We start from the raw sequence: 21,500 nt of genomic DNA, 5'->3' as shown, positions 1-21,500 counted from the left end.
GTCGTCATCGCTCTTGGCCGCCCGCTCTCGGAGGTGGAGACCTCAGCCGCACGCCGCGGCCCCCGGCGCTCGACACCGCCCCCTCGGCGATCAGCTCGATGCCGGCAAGCGACAGCGCCTCAACCAGCTTCACCAGGGAATCGACGTTGCCGCGGATCACCCCTTCGGAGGCCTCCATGCGCTGGATCGTCGGCAGTGACAGCGAACAGCGCTGCGCGAGTTCGCGCTGGTCAATCCTGAGCAAGGCACGGGCGGCTCGAAGCTGCGCGGCGGTGATCACGGGCAGGATATCCGTGGCAGTTACGGTGCTTGATTAGGCAAGCTTAGAGTGCGCAGAATGACGTTTCAAGCATCAATTTCTATATGCGGCGCATCATACCGCTCGACGTTGCCAGGACTCCCTCCGGGGGCGTGAGGCGCGGCTCCCCAATCCGCAATTGCGGATTTACGTCAGGCCGTGTGGCCGTCGCGGATTGACGGAGCGACGCGGATGCCGGGACAAACCTGGTCAAGCCCTCGTCAAGCCCTGGCATGACGACCGCGCAAATGCAGCGCGAGCTTCCGGGGTCGCACCCGCGCGCGCCCAGGAACGACTGTCCGCCTCAGAACTCGTTCGCGATCTTCGAGAGCATCGCGATCAGGGCCTCGCGGTTGCTTTGCCCGAGCAGATCATTGAGCCGCGCCTCGTGCTTGGTGGCGACGAGCTTCTTGGCGCGGGCCAGCACGGCCTTGCCCTTGTCGGTCAGCACCAGGATGTGCGAGCGGCGGTCGTTGGTGGAGCGGATCCGGGCACAAAGATCGCGGCTCTCGAGATTGTCGAGCATCGCCACGAAGTTCGGCCTGAGGATGCCGAGGGTGGAGGCGATCTCGGTCTGGTTACGGCCCGGGTTCTTCTCGACCAGCAGCAGCACGGAGAACTGCGCCGGCGTCAGCTGCAGCGAGGCCATGCAACGCAAGAAGTTCTCGAACACCTTGAGCTGCGCCCGCTTCAGCACATAGCCGAGCTGCTCGGAGAGCTCGCCGAGCTGGAGGGTTTCCGCCAGCGGCTCGCCTGCGTCCTTGCGGCCCTTGGCCGCCTCGCCGGACTTTTCGGAGGACTTCTCAGCGGTCTTGGAAACGGTCATCGCCTCATGCTCGTAATCCCGCTAAATTCGGGTCGGGTCGTTCCTCACCCTTGATGTTATATTTGATAATTGTTATGGACCATATCAAATATCGCCAGTGCATTTCAATGGCTGTGAGGGGACCATCCACCGCAATTGCGGAGACCGGTCCTTAAATCTTGAGGGGGAGCGTCCGGTCTTGAATACCACCATCATGCTGTTTCTGGTGCAGGACGGCATCACCAATGGCGCGATCTATGCGCTGCTCGGCCTTGCGCTGGTGCTGGTGTTCGCCGTCACCCGCGTCATCCTCATTCCCCAGGGCGAATTCGTCACCTACGGCGCGCTGACCTATGCCTCGCTGGCCGCGGGCCAGATGCCGGGCACGGCGAAGCTCGCGCTCGCGTTGGGCATCGGCGCCTTCGGCTTCGACCTGTTCGTCGCCCGCAGGGCGCTGCATGGGCGCCTGATCCTGCGCAGCCTCGTCACCAACGTCGTGCTGCCGGCCGTCGTGCTGGCGTTGACCGTGTACTTCGCCGCCCAGAAGCCGCCGGTCGCAGTTGCGATCGTGCTGTCGCTGGTGATCGTCGCCATGATCGGCCTCTATCTCTACCGCATCGCTTTCCAGCCGCTGGCGCACACTTCCGTGCTGGTACTGCTGATCGCATCGGTCGGCGTCCACCTCGCGCTGCAGGGCCTCGGCCTGTTGTTCTTCGGCGCCGAAGGCCAGCGCGGACCCGCCGTGCTGGCGGGGTCGTTCACCGCGGGCGCGCTGCGCTTCACCGGCCAGAGCCTCACGGTCTACGGCATCACCATCGCCTTCATCGTCGGGCTCTGGCTGTTCTTCGGCCTGACGCTCTACGGCAAGGCGCTGCGCGCGACCGCCGTGAACCGGCTGGGAGCGCGGCTCGCCGGCATCCGCACCACGCTGTCGGGGCAGATCGCCTTCCTGCTGGCGTCCGTCATCGGCGCGCTGTCGGGCATCCTGATCGTGCCGATCACGACGCTCTATTACGACAGCGGCTTCCTGATCGGCCTGAAGGGTTTCGTCGCCGCGATCATCGGCGGCCTCGTCAGCTACCCCCTGACCGCCGTCGCGGCGCTGGTCGTCGGCATCGTCGAGGCGTTCTCGTCCTTCTATGCCTCCAACTACAAGGAGGTGATCGTTTTCATGCTCTTGATCCCCGTGCTGCTGCTGCGCTCGCTCGCCGCGCCTGCGGTCGAGGAAGAGAAGGACTGAGGCCAAGATGCAGAGCCGGCTTCCCATCACCATCTTCGCAGCCGTCATGGCGGCGATCCCGTTCGTTCCCGGCATGCCTCCGTTCTGGATCGTGCTGCTCGACAATATCGGCCTCGCGGCCCTCGTCGCGATGGGCCTCGTGCTGCTGACCGGCGTCGGCGGCCTGACCTCGTTCGGACAAGCGGCCTTCGTCGGTTTCGGTGCCTACACCACCGCGGTGCTGTCGACGGCCTACGGCCTGTCGCCCTGGCTGACGCTGCCGCTGTCGCTCGTGGTCAGCGGTTCGCTGGCGGTGCTGCTCGGGCTGATCACCGTCCGCCTCTCCGGCCATTATTTGCCGCTCGGCACGCTGGCCTGGGGGTTGGGGCTGTTCTACCTGTTCAGCAAGCTGGAGTTCCTCGGGCGCAACGACGGCATCTCGGCGATTCCGCCGCTGTCGATCGGCACGTTCAAGATGCTCTCGCCCGGCTCGATCTATTACGCGATCTGGGTCGCCGTGATCCTTTCGGCCCTGCTGACGATGAACCTCCTGGACTCCCGCACCGGCCGCGCCATCCGCGCGCTGCGCCGCGGCCATGTCGCCGCCGAAGCATTCGGCGTGCATACGCCGCGCGCCAAACTGCTGGTGTTCATCCATGCCGCCGTGCTCGCCGGCCTGTCGGGGTGGCTCTACGCGCATCTGCAGCGCGCGGTGAATCCGACGCCGTTCGGCGCGCAGGCCGGCATCGAATATCTCTTCATCGCCGTGGTCGGCGGCGCCGGCTATGTCTGGGGCGGCGTGCTGGGCGCGGCCATCGTCGTCGTGCTGAAAGAGGTGCTGCAGAGCTATTTGCCGCTGATCCTACCCGGCTCCGGCCAGGTCGAGACCATCGTGTTCGGCATCATGCTGGTGGCGCTGCTGCAGCTTGCGCCCGGCGGCCTCTGGCCCTGGCTGATATCGTTCCTGCCGGAAGCTACCCGTGGCAAGAAGCCCGACACCTCGTTGAAGCTGGAGCAGCGCACCCGCTCGCCCGGCGAGGCCAGCATCCTGCTCCAGGTCGAAAAGGCACGAAAGCAGTTCGGCGGCGTGGTCGCCGTCAACAACGTCTCCTTCGACGTCCAGGCCCGCGAGATCGTCGCGCTGATCGGCCCGAACGGCGCCGGCAAGAGCACCACCTTCAACCTGATCACCGGCGTGCTGTCGGCCACCTCGGGCTCGATCTCGGTGCTCGGCAAGAAGGTCGACAACGCGCCGCCGCAGGAGATCGTCAAGCTCGGAATCAGCAGGACGTTCCAGCACGTCAAGCTGGTCCCTGACATGACCGTGCTGGAAAACGTCGCCATCGGCGCCCATCTGCGCGGCCATTCGGGGCCGATCTCCTCGATGCTGCGGCTCGACCGCGCCGATGAGGCGAAGCTGCTTGCCGAAGCCGCCCGCCAGATCGAGCGGGTCGGCCTTGCCGACCAGATGCATCAGCTCGCAGGCAGCCTCTCGCTCGGCCAGCAGCGCATCGTCGAGATCGCCCGCGCGCTCTGCGTCGATCCGATGCTGCTGCTGCTCGACGAGCCCGCCGCGGGCCTGCGCCACATGGAGAAGCAGCAGCTCGCCAAGTTGCTGCGGGACTTGCGCGACGGCGGCATGAGCGTGCTCCTGGTCGAGCACGACATGGGCTTCGTCATGAACCTCGCCGACCGCATCGTGGTGCTCGATTTCGGCACCAAGATCGCGGAAGGCACCCCCGCCACGATCAAGACCAATCCCGAAGTGATCAAGGCCTATCTCGGAGTGGCGGCATGAGCGCGCTGTTGTCCGTCACCGACGCCCATGTCGCCTATGGCAAGGTCGAGGCCGTACGCTCGGTCTCGCTCGAGGTCGGCGCCAATGAGATCGTCACCATCGTCGGCGCCAACGGCGCCGGCAAGACCACGCTGCTCTCGGCCGTCATGGGCATCCTGCCGCTGAAGGGCCGCGTCACCTTTGCCGGTGAGGATCTCGCCCGCCTCGATATCGAGGACCGCGTCGCGATGGGGCTCGGTCTCGTCCCCGAGCACCGCGAATTGTTCGTCACCATGAATGTCGAGGACAATCTCGAGCTCGGCGCCTTCCGCATCGAGCGGAGCCGGGCGAAATCCTCGATCGAACGGGTCTATGCGCTGTTTCCGCGGCTCAAGGAGCGGCGCAAGCAGCTCGCCGGTACCTTGTCCGGCGGCGAGCAGCAGATGCTCGCGATGGGCCGCGCGCTGATGGGTGAGCCGAAGCTCCTGATGCTGGACGAGCCGAGCCTCGGCCTCGCCCCGATCATCGTCGCCGACATCTTCCGCATCGTCACCGAACTGCGCACCGCCGGCGTCTCCGTGCTGCTGGTCGAGCAGAACGCCCAGGCCGCGCTCAAGATCGCGGACCAGGCCTATGTGATGGAGCTCGGCGAGTTCGTGCTCAGCGGGAAAGCCAGCGACATCGCCGCGAACGAGCGGGTCGCGGCGAGCTATCTCGGCTTCCAGCACGAAGGCGAGAGCGTGTTGTAGCTCTTACCCTCCCCTGGAGGGGGAGGGTCGCTTCGCATGTAGCGAAGCGAAATGCGAAGCGGGGTGGGGTGACGGTCTCTCCCCGCGCACAGTGCCCGTGTTGAGAGATCACCCCACCCCGCTCGCGCTGCGCGCGATCGACCCTCCCCCTCCAGGGGAGGGTGAAAGAGCACCGCGCCGTTTAACTCGCAGTACCCTTCTCACCCTTCAGCGCCGCGACCTCCGCTTCCAGCTCCGCGATCCTCGCATCCCTCGCCGCCAGCGCGGCTGCCACATCGCCCGCGTCGAATTTCTGCGGGATGTGCTGCGGGCAGTTGGTGTCCCACGCGGCGATCTTGAACAGGATCACCTGCTCGGGCCGCGCACGATAGCCCTTCGGCATCAACGATGTCGTCAGCGCCTCGTCGTCCTCGACGACGCGCGCCTCGCCCCAGATCTTCACGCGGCGGCGATGGGTGTAATCCATCACGAAGATGTAGGCTTTGGGATTCTCGGACAGGTTTCCCTGGGTGATGTATTGCCTGTTACCGGCGTAGTCGGTGAAGGCGAGCGTCTGCTTGTCCAGCACCTTCAAGAACCCCTTCGGTCCGCCGCGGTGCTGGATATAGGGCTGGCCGTCGGCCGAGGCCGTCGCAAAATAGAAGCTGTTGGCATCGGCCAGGAACGCCGCGAGGTTCTCGTCGACCTCGGTGCGCCATCCGCGCTGCTCAGCGTGGGCATAGCCCTCGCGCGAGCCCTTTCGGGTCTGAATCGATTTCACCGCCGGCGAGAAGGCGACGTCGCTGGCATAGGTGTGGACTTCACTCATCGGAACATCTCCTGAAATTCCGGCGCATGTCTGCGTCTTCGCCTGTCAAAATGGACCTTTCTGCGACTAGAACAATCTGTCCTATTGACACTTCATCGTTGCAATATATGCAATAATCCCATGGACCGCCTCGAGGCCATGCACGTCTTCGTCACCGTTGCTGATCTGCGCGGCTTTGCCCCGGCGGCGCGCAAACTGAGGCTGTCGCCCTCGGCGGTGACGCGGCTGATCGCGGCGCTGGAGGAGCATCTCGGCGCCCGGCTGTTGCAGCGGACCACGCGGCAGGTGACGCTGACCGACGTCGGCACGCGCTACCTGGAACGCGCGCGGCGCATCCTCGCCGATGTCGAGGAGGCCGACGGCTCCGCCCGGGAGGAACGCAACCGGCCGAGCGGGCGCCTCGTGGTGTCGGCCCCGGTCGGTTTCGGCCGGCTGCATGTTGCGTCGGTGATGACGGCCTATCTCAAGCGCTATCCCGAGGTCGCCGCCGAGCTCAGGCTGTCGGACCATCTCGTCAACCTCGTGGAAGACGCTGTCGACGCCGCGGTGCGGATCGGTCATCTCGCCGATTCCTCGCTGGTTGCGCGCCAGGTCGGCGAGATGCGGCGGATCACGGTGGCGACGCCGGGCTATCTTAGGCGTCACGGCGAACCGAAGACACCGCAAGAATTGCTCGCGCATCAGACCATCGCGTTCGGCCCGTCCGCCATCTGGCATTTCGTTCAGGACGGTCGCGACATCGAGGTGACGACGGCCCCGCGCTTCGCCAGCAACAGCGCCGACGCCGCCCTGCAATATGCCGAGGCCGGCGGCGGCGTGACGCGCGTGCTGGCCTATCAGGCCGCCGAGGGGCTGAAGCGCGGGCGGCTCAAAATCGTGCTCGCGGCATACGAGCAGCCGGCGCTGCCGATCCATATCGTCTATCCGACCTCGCGCCTGCTCTCGGCCAAGGTGCGCGCGTTCATCGATCTCGTGGTGGAGACGGCAGAGTGGAGATTCGGGTGACGACCGTCATTCCGGGACTCGCGAAGCGAGCCCCCGGAATCTCGAGGTTCCGGGTTCGGTGCGTCGCACCGCCCCGAAACGACAACTAACCCTTCTTGGGCACCACGCGGAACGTGCCGCTCGCCCGCGCGATCACGGCGTCGTCGGCCCTCACCAGGCACTGCGCGAAGCAGATCGTATTGCCGGTCTTGATCGCTTCGCCTTCGACCGCGAGCCATTGGCCGATCCCGGCGGCGCCGACATAGTCGATCGACAGCGAGATGGTGACGAACGACGTCGTCCAGCCCGTCGCCTGGGCGCAGCTGTAACCCATGGCGGCATCCGACAATGCCGCGATCAGCCCGCCATGGATCAGGCCGCGCGCGTTGGTGTGTGGCGTCGCCAGACGCAAGCCCACGGTGACGCCCTTGTCGGTCTTTTTCGAATAGAGCGGCTCCCAGGGATCGGTCAGCGGCGCCTTGCGAAAATGCGGCTCGAAGCCGGCGGGGATGTCGGGAGCGGTCATGACTGTCTCGCGTTACCGTGTCGCCGGCATTGAACGCGATGGACGAGACGAACGCATCAATTACAAAGTTTTAAACGCGATTTGCGCGGGTGTTTGAAACACGGACGGCACCACAATGACGGAGCCGTAGAGTGGGCAAAGCGAAGCGTGCCCACGCGTTTTCGCAATCATGGGAAGGTGGTGGGCACGGCGCAAGAGCGCCTTTGCCCACCCGGCACTGTCTTAAAACGGCAGCCCCACGTAATTCTCCGACAATGACGTCATCGCGGCCTGCGACTGCGTGACGTAATCGAGCTCGGCGAGCTGGATGCGGGCGCCGATGGTGCCGGTGTCGGGGAATTTATGCAGCATCGAGGTCATCCACCAGGAGAAGCGCACGGCCTTCCAGACGCGCGCCAGTGCCGTGGCGGAATAGGCGTCGAGGCCTGCGCTGGATTTCTCGTCGTAGAATTCGCGCAAGGCGCTCGACAGATAATGCGCATCGCTGGCAGCTAAGTTGAGGCCCTTGGCGCCGGTCGGCGGCACGATATGCGCGGCGTCGCCGCACAGGAACAGCTTGCCGAAGCGCATCGGCTCGGCGACGAAGCTGCGCAGGGGCGCGATGCTCTTCTCGATCGAGGGACCGGTGACGAGGCCGTCGGCCGCCTCCTGATCGAGCCGCCGCCTCAATTCGTCCCAGAAGCGGTCGTCCGGCCATTGGTCGACATGATCCTCCAGCGAGCACTGCACGTAGTAGCGGCTGCGTTTGGTCGAGCGCATGGTGCAGAGCGCAAAGCCGCGAGCATGGTTGGAGTAGATCAACTCGTGGCTGACCGGCGGCGTATCCGACAAGATGCCGAGCCAGCCGAACGGATAGACCCGCTCGAACTCCTCGATGGCCGAAGCCGGAACGCTGGCGCGGCTGACGCCATGGAAACCGTCGCAACCGGCGATGAAATCGCAGTCGAGCGTGTGGGTGACGCCGTCCTTGACCCAGGTTACGCGCGGGTGACCGCCGTCGAAATCGTGCGGCTGGACGTCCTTGGCCTCGTAGACCGAGACGAGACCGGCGGCCTTCCGCGCATTCATCAGGTCGAGCGTGACCTCGGTCTGGCCGTAGATCATGACCGTCTTGCCGGTCGCGGCCTTCATGTCGATGCGATGACGGCGGCCGGAAAAGGCAAGCTCGATACCTTCATGCACTAGGCCCTCGGCATCCGCCCGGGTCCCTGCGCCAATCTGGTCGAGCAGCGCGACGGTTCCCTCCTCCAGAAGCCCGGCGCGGATGCGACCGAGCACATAGTCGGGGCTCTGCCGCTCCAGAATGACATTCTCGATGCCGTAAGCCTGCAGCAGTTGCCCAAGCAACAATCCGGCCGGCCCGGCCCCGATGATTGCGACTTTTGTCCGCAATACTTGCTCCTCCCGATCCTGTAGGCTTTCGTCGCGGCCCGCTTGTCGCTTCAGGTCGCGCGGGATAATTATACCATATAACGGTTGGGCAAAAGGGGAGTGCGGGTCGCCGCGAACGGCGACACATCCATGCAACAGGGCTGACGTTGAGGATGCGACAGAGCTGCGCGCCAGTTCCGGCTTGAACACGTCCGCCATTTAGATAACATGTTAATTAAAGAGACCGGGCCATCGAAGCCCGCCGTCGACAACAGGGAGAGACGTGTGATGAGGAAAGCCTGTCTGGCTTTGCTGCTGGCAGCAAGCGTGACGCCCGCGTTCGCGCAGGACAAGACCTTCGATTTGAAGATCTCACACTGGGTGCCGGCCTCGCATCCGCTGCAGAAGTCGCTGGAGGACTGGGCGGCCGCGGTCGAGAAGGATTCCGGCGGCACCATCAAGGGCAAGGTGTTTCCGGCCCAGCAGCTCGGCAAGGCGTTCGACCATTACGACATGGCGCGCGACGGCATCGCCGACGTCACCTACGTCAATCCCGGCTACCAGCCCGGGCGCTTCCCGATCGTCGGCGCCGGCGAGCTGCCGTTCCTGATCTCCGACGCCAAGGGCGGCTCGATGGGCCTGGACGCCTGGTATCGCAAATATGCCGAGAAGGAGATGAAGGACGTCAAATATTGCCTGGCGTTCGTCCACTCGCCCTCCTCGTTCCATTCCAAGACCAAGAAGATCGTGATGCCCGAGGACGTGAAGGGCATGAAGATCCGCCCGGCGCACGCCACCATGGCGAACTTCGTGACCTCGCTCGGCGGCACCAACGTGCAGTCCTCGGCACCGGAGGTGCGCGACATCATCGAGCGCGGCGTCGCCGACGGCGTCACCTTCCCCTGGGGCTCCCTCGTGCTGTTCGGCATCGACAAGGTGACCAAGTACGACATGGAGGCGCCGCTCTACACCACGACCTTCGTGTTCGTGATCAACAAGGACAAGTACAATGCGATGTCCGACAAGCAGAAGGCCGCGATCGACAAGAACTGCTCGGTCGAGATGGCGGGCGTGGTCGGCGAGCACTGGGGCAAGTTCGAGGACGCCGGCATCGACAAGGTGAAGGCGGAATCCGGCCACGAGGTCTACAAGCTGACGGCGGAGCAGACCGCAGCCTGGAAGAAGGCCGCCGAGCCTCTGGTCAAGACCTGGGCGGACGGAGCCAAGAAAGCCGGTGCCGATCCCGATGCGGCGCTCACGGAGCTCAAGGCTTCGCTGAAGAAGTACAACGCGCTGGCGGAGTGACGCCGCGGCGCGATCGGTCTCTCCTCCCCCTCTCCCCGTCCTTACGGGGAGAGGGCTGGGGTGAGGGGCCGCTTCCGCAAAAGATGGTGACAGATGGACTCGCGGAGAGTCCCCCCTCACCCGCATCGCATCTTCGATGCGATGCGGCCTCTCCCCGCACGCGGGGAGAGGCGAGGAGCCGCCGCCGGAGTCGAGATCGAACGATGACAGCACACGATGTGACCCCTCCCATGAAGCGCTCCTGGATGGATCGCGTGATCGACTCGATCGAATGGATCGCGGCCGGCTTCGTCGGCATCGTCGCGCTCGACATTTTCCTGTCGGTGCTGCTGCGCAACACGCTGAACTATTCGATCCCCGACAGCTTCGACATCGGCCGCATGCTGCTCGGCATCCTCATCTTCTGGGGCATCGCCGCGACCTCCTATCGCGGCACCCACATCACCGTGGATCTCGTCTGGGGCAATGTCGGGCCGCGCTATCAACGCTGGATCGACGTGTTCGCCACCCTGGTTCTGCTGTTCGTCGTTACGGTCCAGACCTGGACCTTGTTCGACAAGGTGCGCGGCACCTACAACGACAACGTCCAGACCTTCGACATGCACATGCCGACCTGGCCGTTCTTCGCGGTCGCCTGGATCGGCGATGTCTCGGCCGTGCTGCTGATCGCGATCCGCACCTACCGGCTGATTTTCCATCCTGAAGAGATGCACGACCCCAAATTGAAGGCGACGGAGTAATCATGAGCACCGATGCCGTCGCCTTAATCGGCTTCGTTTCCCTGTTCGTCCTGATGCTGCTGCGCGTGCCCGTCGGCATGGCCATGGGCCTCGTCGGCGTCTCCGGCTTCGCCTATCTCGTCAACGGCAATGCGGCGCTGAAGCTGGTCGGCCAGACCTCGATGCGCACGGTGACCGACTATACGTTCGGCGTCATCCCGATGTTCCTGCTGATGGGCTCGTTCGTGTCCAACTCCGGCATGAGCCGCGAGCTGTTCCGCGCCGCCAACGGCTTCGTCGGCCATTTGCGCGGCGGCCTCGGCATCGCCACCGTCGGCGCGTGCGGCGGCTTTGCCGCAATCTGCGGCTCGTCGGTGGCGACCGCCGCGACCTTCTCCGCCGTCGCCTATCCGGAAATGCGCCGCTTCGGCTATCCGCAGTCGTTCGCCACCGGCGTGATCGCGGCGGGCGGCACGCTGGGCGCGATGCTGCCGCCCTCCACGGTGCTCGCGGTCTACGGCATCATCACCGAGCAGGACATCGGCAAGCTCTTCATCGCCGGCATCATCCCGGGCTTGCTGGCGATGAGCATGTACATGATCACGATCTTCCTGATCGGCTATTTCCGTCCCGACTTCCTGCCCAAGGGCAAGGTGACCCCGTGGCGCGAGCGCTTTGCGGGCCTGAAGGAGATCTGGGCGCCGGTGCTGCTGTTCATCTTCGTGATCGGCGGCCTCTACGGCCTGCCCTATCTGCCGCGCTTCACGCCGACGGAAGCCGGCGGCGTCGGCGCCGCCGGCGCGTTCATCATCGGCGTGCTCACCGGCCGTCTCGACCGCGAGAAGATCCTGGCCTCGCTGCTGCAGGCGACGCGCACCGCGGCCGCCGTCTTCACCGTGCTGATCGGCGCGCTGATCTTCGGCTATTTCCTCACGGTGACGCAGACACCGCAGAAGGTGACCGAGTTCCTCACCGGCCTCGGTCTCGGCAGCTACGGCGTGCTGGCGCTGATCATGGTGATGTATCTCGTGCTCGGCTGCCTGATGGACGCCATGGCGATGATCATCCTCACCGTGCCGATCATCTTCCCCGTGATCACCCATTTGGGTTTTGACCCGATCTGGTTCGGCGTCATCATCGTGATGACCGTCGAGCTCGGCCTGATCCATCCGCCGGTCGGAATGAACGTCTTCGTCATCAAGAGCGTGGTGAAGGACGTCTCCTTCTCCACCATCTTCAAAGGCGTGATCCCGTTCGTGGTCACCGACCTGATCCGCCTGGTGATCCTGATCGCCTTCCCGCTGCTGGCAACTTGGCTGCCGACGCGGATGATGGCGAATTGAGGATTGAGACTGAATTGTCGCCGCGACGCCGGTGAGCTCCCTCGCCCCGCTTGCGGGGAGAGGGTTGGGGTGAGGGGGGAGCCTCCGCGGGGACGGTGACAGTTGGACTCGCGGAGACTCCCCCTCACCCGGAATCCGCGCTAATCGCGCGGATTCCGGCCTCTCCCCGCTTGCGGGGAGAGGCGAAGACATCGACGCCTTCTGACACGAAATTGGAGCAATCCATGACTCCCATTCTCGAGACCAAATACGTTTTCACCGTCACCGCTCGCATCGGCGACGTCGTCACCGCCGGCGAGACCGGGATCGGCGTTCGCCGCATCATCCCGATCATCGGCGGCGAGGTGACGGGCGCGATAGCAGGCAAAGTGCTGCCGTTCGGGGCCGACTTCCAGACCATCCGTCCCAACGAGCTGATCGACTTAGAGGCCAAATACGCCTTCGAGACCGACGACGGCGCCGTCGTCTATGTCGAGAACAAGGGCATGCGCTTCGGTCCCGTCGATCTGCTGCAGAAGCTCAAGCGCGGCGAGCCTGTTGATCCCAAGCTGATCTATTTCCGCACCGTGCCGAGATTCGAGACCGGACATGAGAAGTATCGCTGGCTGATGGAGCACATCTTCGTAGGCTCGGCCGCGCGTCACGCGGACCGCGTGGTGATCGACGTGCATCAGGTGGTTTGACCGCACGCTCCGCTGCCGTCCCTGGGCACGCAGGAACCCATGCCGCAGGATTTATCGATTGCGAACGGTCGGAGTACCGGACGACGGGCTTTCGCCAGACTTTCCCCTGGGGTTATGGGCCCCTGCATTTGCAGGGACGACACCGTATGCTGAGCCCGATTCTGCCGTCCTGACCTTGACTCCCCCAGAATTCGTTATACAACATAACTATTCTGATAAGGACGCAAATGACACAGGGAAACGCCGATACCGCGAAGGCGGGTGCCTCCGGGCTGCTCCGGATCGAGAGGGCGGACCGGGTTCTGACCGTGGGTCTGAACCGGCCGGCCAAGCGCAATGCGCTGAACGACGGCATCATCCTGGAGATCGGCGAGTGTTTTGCCTCCTTGCCCGAGGATATCGGCGCAGTCGTCATCCACGGCATCGGCGATCATTTCTCCTCCGGCCTCGATCTCTCCGAGCTGACCGAGCATGACGCGACCGGCGGCCTGCTCCATTCCCAGATGTGGCACCGGGTATTCGACCGCATCCAGTACAGCCGCGTGCCCGTGATCGCGGCGCTGAAGGGGGCCGTGATCGGCGGCGGGCTGGAGCTTGCCTGCTCGGCGCATATCCGCGTCGCCGAGCCCTCGACCTATTTCGCGCTGCCGGAAGGCCAGCGCGGCATCTTCGTCGGCGGCGGCGGCTCGGTGCGGCTGCCGCGGCTGATCGGCGTCGCCAGGATGATGGACATGATGCTGACGGGCCGCGTCTACAGCGCGACCGAAGGCGCCTCCTACGGCTTCGCGCAATATGTGACGGAAGCCGGCAACGCGCTCGGCAAGGCCATGGAGCTCGCGACCAAGGTCGCGTCCAACGCGCCGCTGACCAATTTCGCCGTGCTCCAGGCGCTGCCGATGATCGCGGAGGCCAATCCGCAGACCGGCCTGCTGATGGAATCGTTGATGGCGACCGTCGCGCAGAGCGACAAGGAAGCGAAGCGCAGGATCCGCGAATTCCTCGAACACAAGACCGCAAAGGTAAAGCCGAAGTCATGAGCGCGCAGCCGTCCTCTTCCAGCATGGAGCGCGGCGCGAGCACTTTCCCGCTGCGGCCCATCTCGTTCGGCGATCCCGTCGTCAACATCGAACGGCGCGACGACGGCACGATCTACCTGCGGCCCAAACAGCCGCTCGGCGACTATCCCGTCCGCATCACCGACCGCCTGCATCACTGGGCCAATACCACGCCGGACCGCGTCTTCATGGCCGAGCGCGAAGGCGGCCGCTTCTGGCGCAAGATCACCTATGCCGAGCTGCTCGTCGCCAGCCGGCACATCGCGTCGGGCCTGATCGCGCGCGGCCTGTCGGCGGAGCGGCCGGTCGTCATCCTCTCCGGCAATTCGATCGACCACGCCCTGCTCGCGTTCGGCGCGTTCTATGCCGGCATTCCGTTCTGCCCGGTGTCGCCGGCCTATTCGCTGGTGTCGAAGGACTACGGCAAGCTGTCCTATCTGATGAAGCTGCTGACGCCCGGCCTCGTCTTCGCCGAGGATGCCGACAAGTTCGCCGATGCACTCGCCGCCAATGTCTCGCTCGGCACCGAGATCGCCGCGTCCTATGGCCACGTGCCGGGCCGCGACGTCACCCTGCTCGCCGATCTCATGGCGACGCCGATCCGCAGCGATCTCGACGACGTCCACGGCAGGATCGGCCCCGACACGATCGCGAAATTCCTGCTGACCTCGGGCTCGACCGGCAACCCGAAGGCCGTCATCAACACCCAGCGCATGATCTGCGCCAACCAGGTGATGCTGCGCGAGACGCTCGCCTTCCTCAAGGACGAGCCGCCCGTCATCATCGACTGGCTGCCCTGGAATCACACCTTTGGCGGCAACCACAATATCGGGCTGACGCTCTACAACGGCGGCTCGATGTATCTGGACGCGGGCAAGCCGATGCCCGGCGGCATCGAGGAGACGGTGCGCAATCTCCAGGAAATCTCGCCGACGGTCTATTTCAACGTGCCCAAGGGCTATGAATCGCTGCTGCCCTATTTGCGCGACGATCAGGGCCTGCGCGCAAAGTTCTTCGACCGCCTGCACGCGATGTTCTTCTCGGGCGCCGCGCTCTCGCCGTTCATCTGGGACAGCCTCGACGAGCTCGCGGTGAAGGAAAAAGGCTATCGCGTGCCGATGCTGACCGGCCTCGGCGCGACCGAGACCGCGCCGTTCTTCATGTCGGTCAATCCGCGCACCAGCCGATCCGGCCATGTCGGCCTGCCTGTGTCCGGCAACGATGCCAAGCTGGTGCCGAACAACGGCAAGCTGGAAGTGCGCGCCAAGGGGCCGAACGTGATGCCCGGTTACTGGCGCCAGGCCGACATCACCGCAAAATCCTTCGACGAGGAAGGATTTTACAAGATGGGCGACGCGCTCAAGCCCGCCGATCCCGACGATTTCAACGCCGGCTTCGATTTCGACGGCCGTGTCGGTGAAGACTTCAAGCTCGCCAGCGGCACCTGGGTCAGCGTCGGCCCCTTGCGCGCGCGCCTCACGGCAGCCTGCGCACCGCTGGTGCGCGACGTCGTCATTGCCGGCATCAACCGGGACGAGGTCTCCGCGCTGGTCGTGCTCGACCTCGACGGCTGCCGGCTGATCAATCCGACGCTGCCGACCGACGATCTCCTCGTTGCGACGCGCGACCGGCTGGTCCGCGAAGCCTTCCGCGAGCGCCTGACCCGCTTCCTCGGCCAGGCCACGGGCTCGTCGACCAGGATCACGCGCGCCATCCTGATGGACACGCCGCTCTCGATCGACAAGGGCGAGGTCACCGACAAGGGCTCGATCAACCAGCGCGCTGTGCTCGAGCACCGCACCGAATTGATCGAGGAGCTCTACGCTGCCAATCCATCCAACCGTGTGATATCGGTCGGATAAGAAATCACCGCACCAGGAGAACGCCATGTTGTTGAAGGATCAGGCAGCCATCGTCACCGGCGGCGCATCGGGACTGGGCGCGGCCACCGCGCGAAAGCTGGCGGCGCAGGGCGCCAAGGTCGCGGTGTTCGACCTCAATGCCAAGCTTGCCGAAACCGTTGCCGCAGAGATCAAGGGCGTCGCGATAACCTGCGACGTTTCCGATGCCGCTTCCGCTGAAGCCGCGATCGCGCAGGCGATCAAGACCGTCGGCGCGCCGCGCGTGCTGGTCAATTGCGCCGGCATCGGCGTTGCCAAGCGCGTGGTCGGCCGCGACGGCCCGATGGCGCTCGCCGATTTCGACAAGGTGATCAAGGTCAACCTCATCGGCACCTTCAACATGCTGCGCCTTGCCGCGACCGAGATGTCGAAGCTGGAACCGCAGGCGACCGGCGAGCGTGGTGTCATCATCAACACGGCGTCCGTCGCCGCCTATGACGGCCAGATCGGCCAATCCGCCTATTCGGCCTCCAAGGGCGGCATCGTCGGCATGACGCTGCCGATCGCGCGCGAGCTCGCGCAGTTCGGCGTTCGCGTACTGACCATCGCGCCCGGCCTGTTCCTGACGCCACTGCTGGCGAACCTGCCGCAGGAAGCCCAGGACTCGCTCGCCGCCGCGATCCCCTTCCCGCGCCGGCTCGGCAACGCCGACGAGTTCGCCGCGCTCGCCCTGCACATGGTCGAGAATTCCTACCTGAACGGCGAAGTGGTGCGCCTCGACGGCTCGCTGCGCATGGCGCCGAAGTAGGGCAACAATCGCATGTTCGTGAACCGGCGCGAGGTCCAGATCCAGTGGGGTGATTGCGACCCCGCCAACATCGTCTACTACCCGCGCTATTTCGCGATGTTCGACGATTCGACCTCGACCCTGTTCGAGGTCGCCGGCTTCTCCAAGCAGGACCTGGTCCGCAAATACGGCCTGGTGGGCATCCCCATGGTCGACACGCGGTCCAAGTTCTACATCCCCTCGACCTATGGCGACTGGATCACCATCGAAACCAGAATCGAGAGCATCAAGCGCTCGAGCTTCGAGGTGAAGCACAACGTCTACAAGGGCGAGGCGCTCGCGATCGAGGGCTTCGAGACCCGCGTCCTGGTCGGCCGCGATCCCGTTAACCCCGACAAGCTGAAATCGGCACCATTCCCGGCGGAAATGGTAGCCAAGTTCACGGGAAGCTAAATCGCCGCATCACCAAAAGAGGGGGCTGAATTACCCCCCGATTTCTGCTTTCAAAGAAACACGTCAAGGGAGGAACAAATGAAACGCTTTTACCTGACCGCCGCCATCGCGGCTGCGACGCTCGCCTTGCCGGCGCTGCCCGCGCTGGCCCAGACCGCCGAAGTCACCATCGGCATCACCACCACCACGACCGGCCCGGGCGCAGCCCTCGGCATTCCCGAGCGCAACGCGCTCGAATTCGTGCCGAAGGAGATCGGCGGCGTGCCGCTGAAGGTGATCGTGCTCGACGACGGCGGTGATCCCACCACGGCGACCACCAACGCCCGCCGCTTCGTGACCGAATCCAAGGCCGACATCATCATGGGCTCGGCGCTGACGCCGCCGACCATCGCGGTCTCCAACGTCGCCAACGAAGCCGGCATTCCGCATTTCGGCCTGGCGCCGTTCCCGATCACGCCCGAGCGCATGAAGTGGTCGGTGGCGATGCCGCAGCCGATTCCGATCGTCGGCAAGGTGCTGTACGACCACATGAAGGCCAAGGGCGTGAAGACGCTCGGCTATATCGGTTACTCCGACTCTTATGGCGACCTCTGGTTCAACGACCTCAAGGCCCAGGCCGTGCCGATGGGCATGACCATCGTCGACGAGGAGCGCTTTGCCCGTCCCGATACTTCGGTGACCGGACAGGTGCTGAAGCTCGTTGCCGCCAATCCCGACGCGATCCTGGTCGGCGCCTCGGGCACCGCGGCCGCGCTGCCGCAGACCGAGCTGCGCGAGCGCGGCTACAAGGGCCTGATCTACCAGACCCACGGCGCCGCCAGCATGGACTTCATCCGCATCGCCGGCAAAGCGGCGGAAGGCGTGCTGATGGCCTCGGGCCCCGTGATGGATCCGGAAGATCAGCCGGACAGCGCGCTCACCAAGAAGCCCGGCCTCGCGCTCAACGCGGCCTATGAGGCCAAGTATGGCCCGAACAGCCGCAGCCAGTTCGCCGGCCATTCCTACGATGCGTTCGAGATCCTGAAGCGGATCATCCCTGTCGCGCTGAAGACGGCCAAGCCCGGCACGCCGGAATTCCGCGAAGCGATCCGCCAGGCATTGCTGTCGGAGAAGGACCTCGCAGCGAGCCAGGGCGTCTACAACTTCACCGAAAAGGACCGCTACGGCGTCGACGAACGCGCCCGCATCCTGCTGACGGTGAAGGACGGCAAGTACTCGCTGGTGAAGTAAGCGCGGCGCGATTGAGAGACGACGAGAGCCGGCCCGATGGGCCGGCTCTTTTGTTTTGTGTGTCCGTGAGATCGAGTTGCAGTGGGCGTGAAATCAAATTGAGTTCGGCCAACAGCACCACTCTCTCCGTTCCCTCCCCACAAGGGGGGAGGGAACGCACTTCCTGCGAGGTACGGGAAGGAGCCTCATCGCATCGGGCTTCACGCCGCCTGCCGCAGCGGCGTCCACGCGAACTCGGGATAATAGCCATCCATCATGCGATCGACATAGGCGGTGAGATTCGGAAACCCCTCGGCGCGCTCGCGCAGGGCCGATTCGAAGAACGGCGTGAGGATGCCGGCGAGCATGCCGAAGGCGGTGGCGTCGACGCCGCAGGGCTTGTTGCCCATCAGGAAGGACTTGTCGCCGAGCTGCACCGACAGCGCGAACAGCGAGCGCACGGCAAGGTCGACATCGTCGTCGGGCCCATGGCGGCCGAGCCCCGAGAGCAGATAGTTCTCGGCGACGCGGAATTGCGCATCCTCGCGCAGCTTCTCGCGATTGTGCTCCGGCGCGCCGTCGAAGAAATGCGCAGGGCCCTTGGCGAAATTGACCGGATCGACCCAGCGGGCGCCGACCAGCCCCCAATAGACGTGATGCTCGATCATCCGTTCGAACGCCCAGGCCTGCGCCCGCTCGGCCAGTGAAAGACCGGCGTCGAAATCAAAGCCGTAGCGACGTTCGATATGGGCGCGGATGAAGGTGGAATCGGCCACCGCCTCGCCACCGTCGTCGATGAACGGCAGCTGCCCCTTGGGCGAGGCCGGCGGCATCGCCCGCTCCTTCCGGTAGGGCAGTCCCGCCATCTTGAGCTGCACCTCGGTCTTGGTGACGAAGGGGCTGATTTCAGGCAGGCCGAAGCCGGTGCCGAAGCCGTAAAGTGTGATCATGCGATCTCTCCTGGACCTCTCGAAAGTTTGGGGAACCTAGTGGCCGGCTGCTGCCACCATGGTGGCAGCAGTCGTGATATCTTCTGCGAAGCGAGCCCCTCGCCAGGCGCGGCACATCACGTGGCGGACCAGCGCGTCGGCGGCCCGAACCAGCGAGCCTGTCACTGCGCCGGCGAGGGCAAACCGGAGGTCGACGGCCATGAGATCGAGCGAAACGAGGCGGCCGAATACCGCCACGGACCATGCCTGGGCCCGCAGCATCGGAATGACCGGGCCGAAATGGGTTGGAATGATCATGGACAAATCCTCTTCAGTCGCTGTGTTGTCCCGGTATAGAACTCCCCTGCTGCCAACATCCTGTCAGCAGCCGCGCGCCGCTTTCTGAAAAGATCACCGATAAGAGAATTGTCATGAGACGCGCCGACCGGCTGTTTCAGATCATCCAGGTGCTGAGACGCACGCGTAAGCCGCTGACGGCGGATGCCATCGCGGCCGAGCTCGAGACCTCGAAGCGCACGATCTATCGCGACATCGCCACGCTGATCGGCCAGCGCGTGCCGATCCGCGGCGAAGCCGGCATGGGCTACATCCTGGAAAAGGGCTTTGACCTGCCGCCCCTGATGCTGACACCCGACGAGATCGAGGCCGCAGTGCTGGGCGCACAGTGGGTCGCGGGCCACGCCGATTCCGCGCTGGCGCGCGCGGCCGAAGACTTGATGGCCAAGATTGCCGACACTGTGCCTGAGCGCCTGCGCCCCTTCGTGCTGGAGCCGGCGAGCCGCGCCCGGCCAAGCTGGAACAGGGAGCCGGACCGTCTCGACATGGTGCGCACCCGCACGCAGATCCACGAGGGCAAGAAGATCATGCTGCGCTATCGCGACGAGCAGGGACGCGCCAGCGAGCGCATGATCTGGCCGATTTCGGTCGGCTATCTCGAAGCCGTGCGGCTGCTCGCGGCCTGGTGCGAACTGCGCGGCGACTTCCGCAGCTTCCGCACCGACCGCGTGGTGGACGCGAACTATCTCGACGAGAAATATCCGGAGCGTCGCGACGTGCTGCGCGCAAGATGGCGGCAGAGCCTGGTCTGGGGCCCGCCAAAGGACACGTGACGAGTATGCAGCAAGATTTCCCCACCGATCCGTCGAGCTATTGCCAGAGTTGCGGCGCGTGCTGTGGCTATTCGGCCAACTGGCCGCGCTTCTCGGTCGAGAGCGACGAAGAGCTTGCAGCCATTCCGGAGGCGCTCGTCAACGCGCGTCAATCCGGCATGCGGTGCGAGGGCGATCGCTGCTCGGCCTTGCAGGGGGAAATCGGGAAAGCGACCGCCTGCGGCATCTATGCCGTGAGGCCGGAGGTGTGCCGCACCTGCATGCCGGGCGATGCCGAATGCGCGATGGCGCGGCGGAAGTTCGGGTTGCCCGTGATCGTTAGCGCATGATCCGGACCCGGAGGGCCGCGTTAGCGCAAAGTGTGCAGCGGTTTTCCGCGAGACAAACGCAAAGCGTTTGCGCGGAGATCATACGCCAACAAGGAGCCGCTTAAGCCGGAACCGCTTCGCTGATCTCGTCGTCGATCTCGTCGTCCAGCGGCGCGAGCACCGAAAGCGGCTTGGTCGACAGCGTGATCGGCTTGCGCCCGCCCGACAGCGACGGCGAGGATTTCGCCGTGCTCTCGCGCGACAGCGCGTAAAGCGTCGAGCCGACGCGCCCGCCGTTCTCGATCAGGTCGCGCTCGTTGCAGCTGCCTGCGATCGCGACCGCCAGCGAGTGCAGATGGCTGCGGCGATAGCAGAACAGCGCCAGCCTGGCGCGCGCGTCGGGGGAAACACTCTCAACCAGCCTCGGCAGGCCACTCTCGCTGGCGCGATACATCTCGCCAAGGAGCTCGTCGCGGACCGGGCAGAAATCGCTTTCAAAGGTATCGCGGCTTGAAAACATTGCAGTTCTCCCTCGTCTCGGGGAAGATGCAGTGCAATTCTCTAACGAAAGGTTAACCACCCTGGGCGGTAGTCACCCGGGGTGGTTGCGCCCTGGCCGCGAATCAGGGAGCCGGCGGACGGCTCACCTGTGGCCATCCTTCGAGACGCCCGCCTTTGGCGGGCTCCTCAGGATGAGGTCTGCTTCTGCTGCAAGACTCCAACCCCTCATGGTGAGGAGGCGCGAAGCGCCGTCGAACCATGCCGGCCGGCGGCTTCTCCAGATGGCCACTAACTCAGTTCGCCGCCATGAAGATGGAGAGGCCGAAGCCGGTGAGGTGGTGCAGGGCCTGGTCGACGCCGATCAGGGTCCAGAACCAGGGATGCTGGAGGTCAACACCGAAATTGGCCGAAACGAACCCCTTGGCGCGGTCGATCGTGATGTGGATCACGAAGTCGATCAGCGCCACGAACCAGAATTTCGGCGCCACGATCAGTATCAGCGGCAGTGCAACTGCAAGGTGAACCAGGCAGTGCACCAGAAGCGGCAGGGCCCAGCCGTGCTTTTGGTCCTTGCCATGCGCCATCCAGGCGGTCTGGAGGACGAAATCGGCGATGATGTGCTTGAAGGTGAGCAGCAACATCCAGCCAATGAGCGCTTCGACCGGAACCGCCGATGACATGGGTGGAAACGACAAGGCTG

General features: G+C 64.8%; 24 protein-coding genes. 15 read left to right on the top strand and 9 right to left on the bottom strand.

The annotated features are described in order from the left end of the window. Window positions 1–4: 4 nt before the first annotated feature. Window positions 5–280 (bottom strand): transcriptional regulator, encoded by a 276-nt coding sequence (locus tag TSA1_RS03925; protein WP_142250090.1) that lies wholly within the window; start codon window positions 278–280, stop codon window positions 5–7. A 322-nt stretch (window positions 281–602) separates the two neighbouring features. Next, window positions 603–1,124 (bottom strand): MarR family winged helix-turn-helix transcriptional regulator, encoded by a 522-nt coding sequence (locus tag TSA1_RS03920; protein WP_100175199.1) that lies wholly within the window; start codon window positions 1,122–1,124, stop codon window positions 603–605. A 178-nt stretch (window positions 1,125–1,302) separates the two neighbouring features. Here TSA1_RS03920 and TSA1_RS03915 point away from each other — a divergent pair, with 178 nt between their 5' ends. Genes TSA1_RS03915 through TSA1_RS03905 form a run of 3 tightly spaced genes read left to right on the top strand, consistent with a single transcriptional unit; the run spans window position 1,303 to window position 4,848 of the window. Continuing rightward, the gene (locus tag TSA1_RS03915) at window positions 1,303–2,343 is read left to right on the top strand and encodes a branched-chain amino acid ABC transporter permease (RefSeq protein WP_174718744.1); all 1,041 of its coding nucleotides are present in this window, start codon (window positions 1,303–1,305) and stop codon (window positions 2,341–2,343) included. A 7-nt stretch (window positions 2,344–2,350) separates the two neighbouring features. Further along, complete coding sequence (locus tag TSA1_RS03910) at window positions 2,351–4,120, top strand: branched-chain amino acid ABC transporter ATP-binding protein/permease (RefSeq protein WP_100175198.1); 1,770 nt, start codon at window positions 2,351–2,353, stop codon at window positions 4,118–4,120. Continuing rightward, entirely contained in the window at window positions 4,117–4,848 is a 732-nt protein-coding gene (locus TSA1_RS03905; RefSeq protein ID WP_100175197.1) for an ABC transporter ATP-binding protein, read from the top strand. The genes TSA1_RS03910 and TSA1_RS03905 overlap by 4 nt, the downstream gene beginning before the upstream one ends. Window positions 4,849–5,029: 181 nt before the next feature. On the opposite strand, the gene TSA1_RS03900 is transcribed toward TSA1_RS03905, so the two are convergent. Continuing rightward, a complete protein-coding gene (locus tag TSA1_RS03900; protein ID WP_100175196.1) occupies window positions 5,030–5,656 on the bottom strand; it encodes a pyridoxamine 5'-phosphate oxidase family protein in 627 nt (208 codons plus the stop codon). 120 nt (window positions 5,657–5,776) lie between these two features. Here TSA1_RS03900 and TSA1_RS03895 point away from each other — a divergent pair, with 120 nt between their 5' ends. Continuing rightward, complete coding sequence (locus TSA1_RS03895; RefSeq protein WP_100175195.1) at window positions 5,777–6,661, top strand: LysR family transcriptional regulator; 885 nt, start codon at window positions 5,777–5,779, stop codon at window positions 6,659–6,661. Between the two features lie 85 nt (window positions 6,662–6,746). Here the strand turns inward: TSA1_RS03895 and TSA1_RS03890 are convergent, their stop codons facing one another. Then, window positions 6,747–7,166, bottom strand: a complete 420-nt coding sequence (locus tag TSA1_RS03890) for a PaaI family thioesterase (RefSeq protein WP_100175194.1) — start codon at window positions 7,164–7,166, stop codon at window positions 6,747–6,749. A 222-nt stretch (window positions 7,167–7,388) separates the two neighbouring features. Beyond that, entirely contained in the window at window positions 7,389–8,558 is a 1,170-nt protein-coding gene (pobA, locus tag TSA1_RS03885; RefSeq protein WP_100175193.1) for a 4-hydroxybenzoate 3-monooxygenase, read from the bottom strand. 267 nt (window positions 8,559–8,825) lie between these two features. On the opposite strand from pobA, the gene TSA1_RS03880 reads away from it, so the two are divergent. The 9 genes from TSA1_RS03880 to TSA1_RS03840 all read left to right on the top strand — a co-directional run bounded on the left by TSA1_RS03880 (window position 8,826) and on the right by TSA1_RS03840 (window position 17,953). Then, window positions 8,826–9,842 carry a TRAP transporter substrate-binding protein gene (locus tag TSA1_RS03880; RefSeq protein ID WP_100175192.1) on the top strand — a complete coding sequence of 339 codons (1,017 nt, stop codon included), beginning with the start codon at window positions 8,826–8,828 and terminating at the stop codon, window positions 9,840–9,842. Window positions 9,843–10,072: 230 nt separating this feature from the next. Continuing rightward, complete coding sequence (locus TSA1_RS03875; RefSeq protein ID WP_100175191.1) at window positions 10,073–10,582, top strand: TRAP transporter small permease; 510 nt, start codon at window positions 10,073–10,075, stop codon at window positions 10,580–10,582. A gap of 2 nt (window positions 10,583–10,584) precedes the next feature. After that, window positions 10,585–11,904, top strand: coding sequence for a TRAP transporter large permease (locus TSA1_RS03870; protein WP_100175190.1), 1,320 nt, complete (start codon window positions 10,585–10,587; stop codon window positions 11,902–11,904). 224 nt (window positions 11,905–12,128) lie between these two features. Continuing rightward, complete coding sequence (locus TSA1_RS03865) at window positions 12,129–12,587, top strand: DUF3237 domain-containing protein (protein ID WP_100175189.1); 459 nt, start codon at window positions 12,129–12,131, stop codon at window positions 12,585–12,587. Window positions 12,588–12,814: 227 nt separating this feature from the next. Then, the gene (locus tag TSA1_RS03860; protein WP_100175188.1) at window positions 12,815–13,624 is read left to right on the top strand and encodes a crotonase/enoyl-CoA hydratase family protein; all 810 of its coding nucleotides are present in this window, start codon (window positions 12,815–12,817) and stop codon (window positions 13,622–13,624) included. Beyond that, a complete protein-coding gene (locus tag TSA1_RS03855; RefSeq protein ID WP_100175187.1) occupies window positions 13,621–15,504 on the top strand; it encodes a feruloyl-CoA synthase in 1,884 nt (627 codons plus the stop codon). Before TSA1_RS03860 ends, TSA1_RS03855 begins: the two co-directional genes overlap by 4 nt. Before the next feature lie 25 nt (window positions 15,505–15,529). Beyond that, a complete protein-coding gene (locus tag TSA1_RS03850; protein ID WP_100175186.1) occupies window positions 15,530–16,291 on the top strand; it encodes an SDR family NAD(P)-dependent oxidoreductase in 762 nt (253 codons plus the stop codon). Window positions 16,292–16,303: 12 nt separating this feature from the next. Then, window positions 16,304–16,723 carry an acyl-CoA thioesterase gene (locus TSA1_RS03845; protein WP_063200585.1) on the top strand — a complete coding sequence of 140 codons (420 nt, stop codon included), beginning with the start codon at window positions 16,304–16,306 and terminating at the stop codon, window positions 16,721–16,723. 78 nt (window positions 16,724–16,801) lie between these two features. Continuing rightward, window positions 16,802–17,953, top strand: coding sequence for an ABC transporter substrate-binding protein (locus TSA1_RS03840; RefSeq protein WP_097660036.1), 1,152 nt, complete (start codon window positions 16,802–16,804; stop codon window positions 17,951–17,953). A 200-nt stretch (window positions 17,954–18,153) separates the two neighbouring features. Here TSA1_RS03840 and TSA1_RS03835 read toward each other — a convergent pair whose 3' ends face one another. Further along, entirely contained in the window at window positions 18,154–18,882 is a 729-nt protein-coding gene (locus TSA1_RS03835) for a glutathione S-transferase family protein (RefSeq protein WP_100175185.1), read from the bottom strand. 36 nt (window positions 18,883–18,918) lie between these two features. Beyond that, a complete protein-coding gene (locus TSA1_RS03830; protein WP_100175184.1) occupies window positions 18,919–19,179 on the bottom strand; it encodes a hypothetical protein in 261 nt (86 codons plus the stop codon). A gap of 113 nt (window positions 19,180–19,292) precedes the next feature. On the opposite strand from TSA1_RS03830, the gene TSA1_RS03825 reads away from it, so the two are divergent. Beyond that, window positions 19,293–19,991, top strand: a complete 699-nt coding sequence (locus TSA1_RS03825; RefSeq protein ID WP_097660039.1) for a helix-turn-helix transcriptional regulator — start codon at window positions 19,293–19,295, stop codon at window positions 19,989–19,991. A gap of 5 nt (window positions 19,992–19,996) precedes the next feature. Continuing rightward, the gene (locus TSA1_RS03820) at window positions 19,997–20,320 is read left to right on the top strand and encodes a YkgJ family cysteine cluster protein (RefSeq protein ID WP_174718743.1); all 324 of its coding nucleotides are present in this window, start codon (window positions 19,997–19,999) and stop codon (window positions 20,318–20,320) included. 100 nt (window positions 20,321–20,420) lie between these two features. On the opposite strand, the gene TSA1_RS39550 is transcribed toward TSA1_RS03820, so the two are convergent. Both TSA1_RS39550 and TSA1_RS03810 read right to left on the bottom strand, forming a co-directional pair. After that, the gene (locus TSA1_RS39550) at window positions 20,421–20,819 is read right to left on the bottom strand and encodes a hypothetical protein (protein WP_142250097.1); all 399 of its coding nucleotides are present in this window, start codon (window positions 20,817–20,819) and stop codon (window positions 20,421–20,423) included. A gap of 274 nt (window positions 20,820–21,093) precedes the next feature. Further along, window positions 21,094–21,441: a DUF3307 domain-containing protein gene (locus tag TSA1_RS03810; RefSeq protein ID WP_174719270.1), complete on the bottom strand. Its 348-nt coding sequence runs from the start codon at window positions 21,439–21,441 to the stop codon at window positions 21,094–21,096. Window positions 21,442–21,500: the final 59 nt, after the last annotated feature.

It is taken from the genome of Bradyrhizobium nitroreducens (assembly GCF_002776695.1).
GTDB classification, from domain to species: domain Bacteria; phylum Pseudomonadota; class Alphaproteobacteria; order Rhizobiales; family Xanthobacteraceae; genus Bradyrhizobium; species Bradyrhizobium nitroreducens.
The sequence above is the reverse complement of the archived record's forward strand: the minus strand, read 5'-3'. Positions and strand labels throughout refer to the sequence as shown.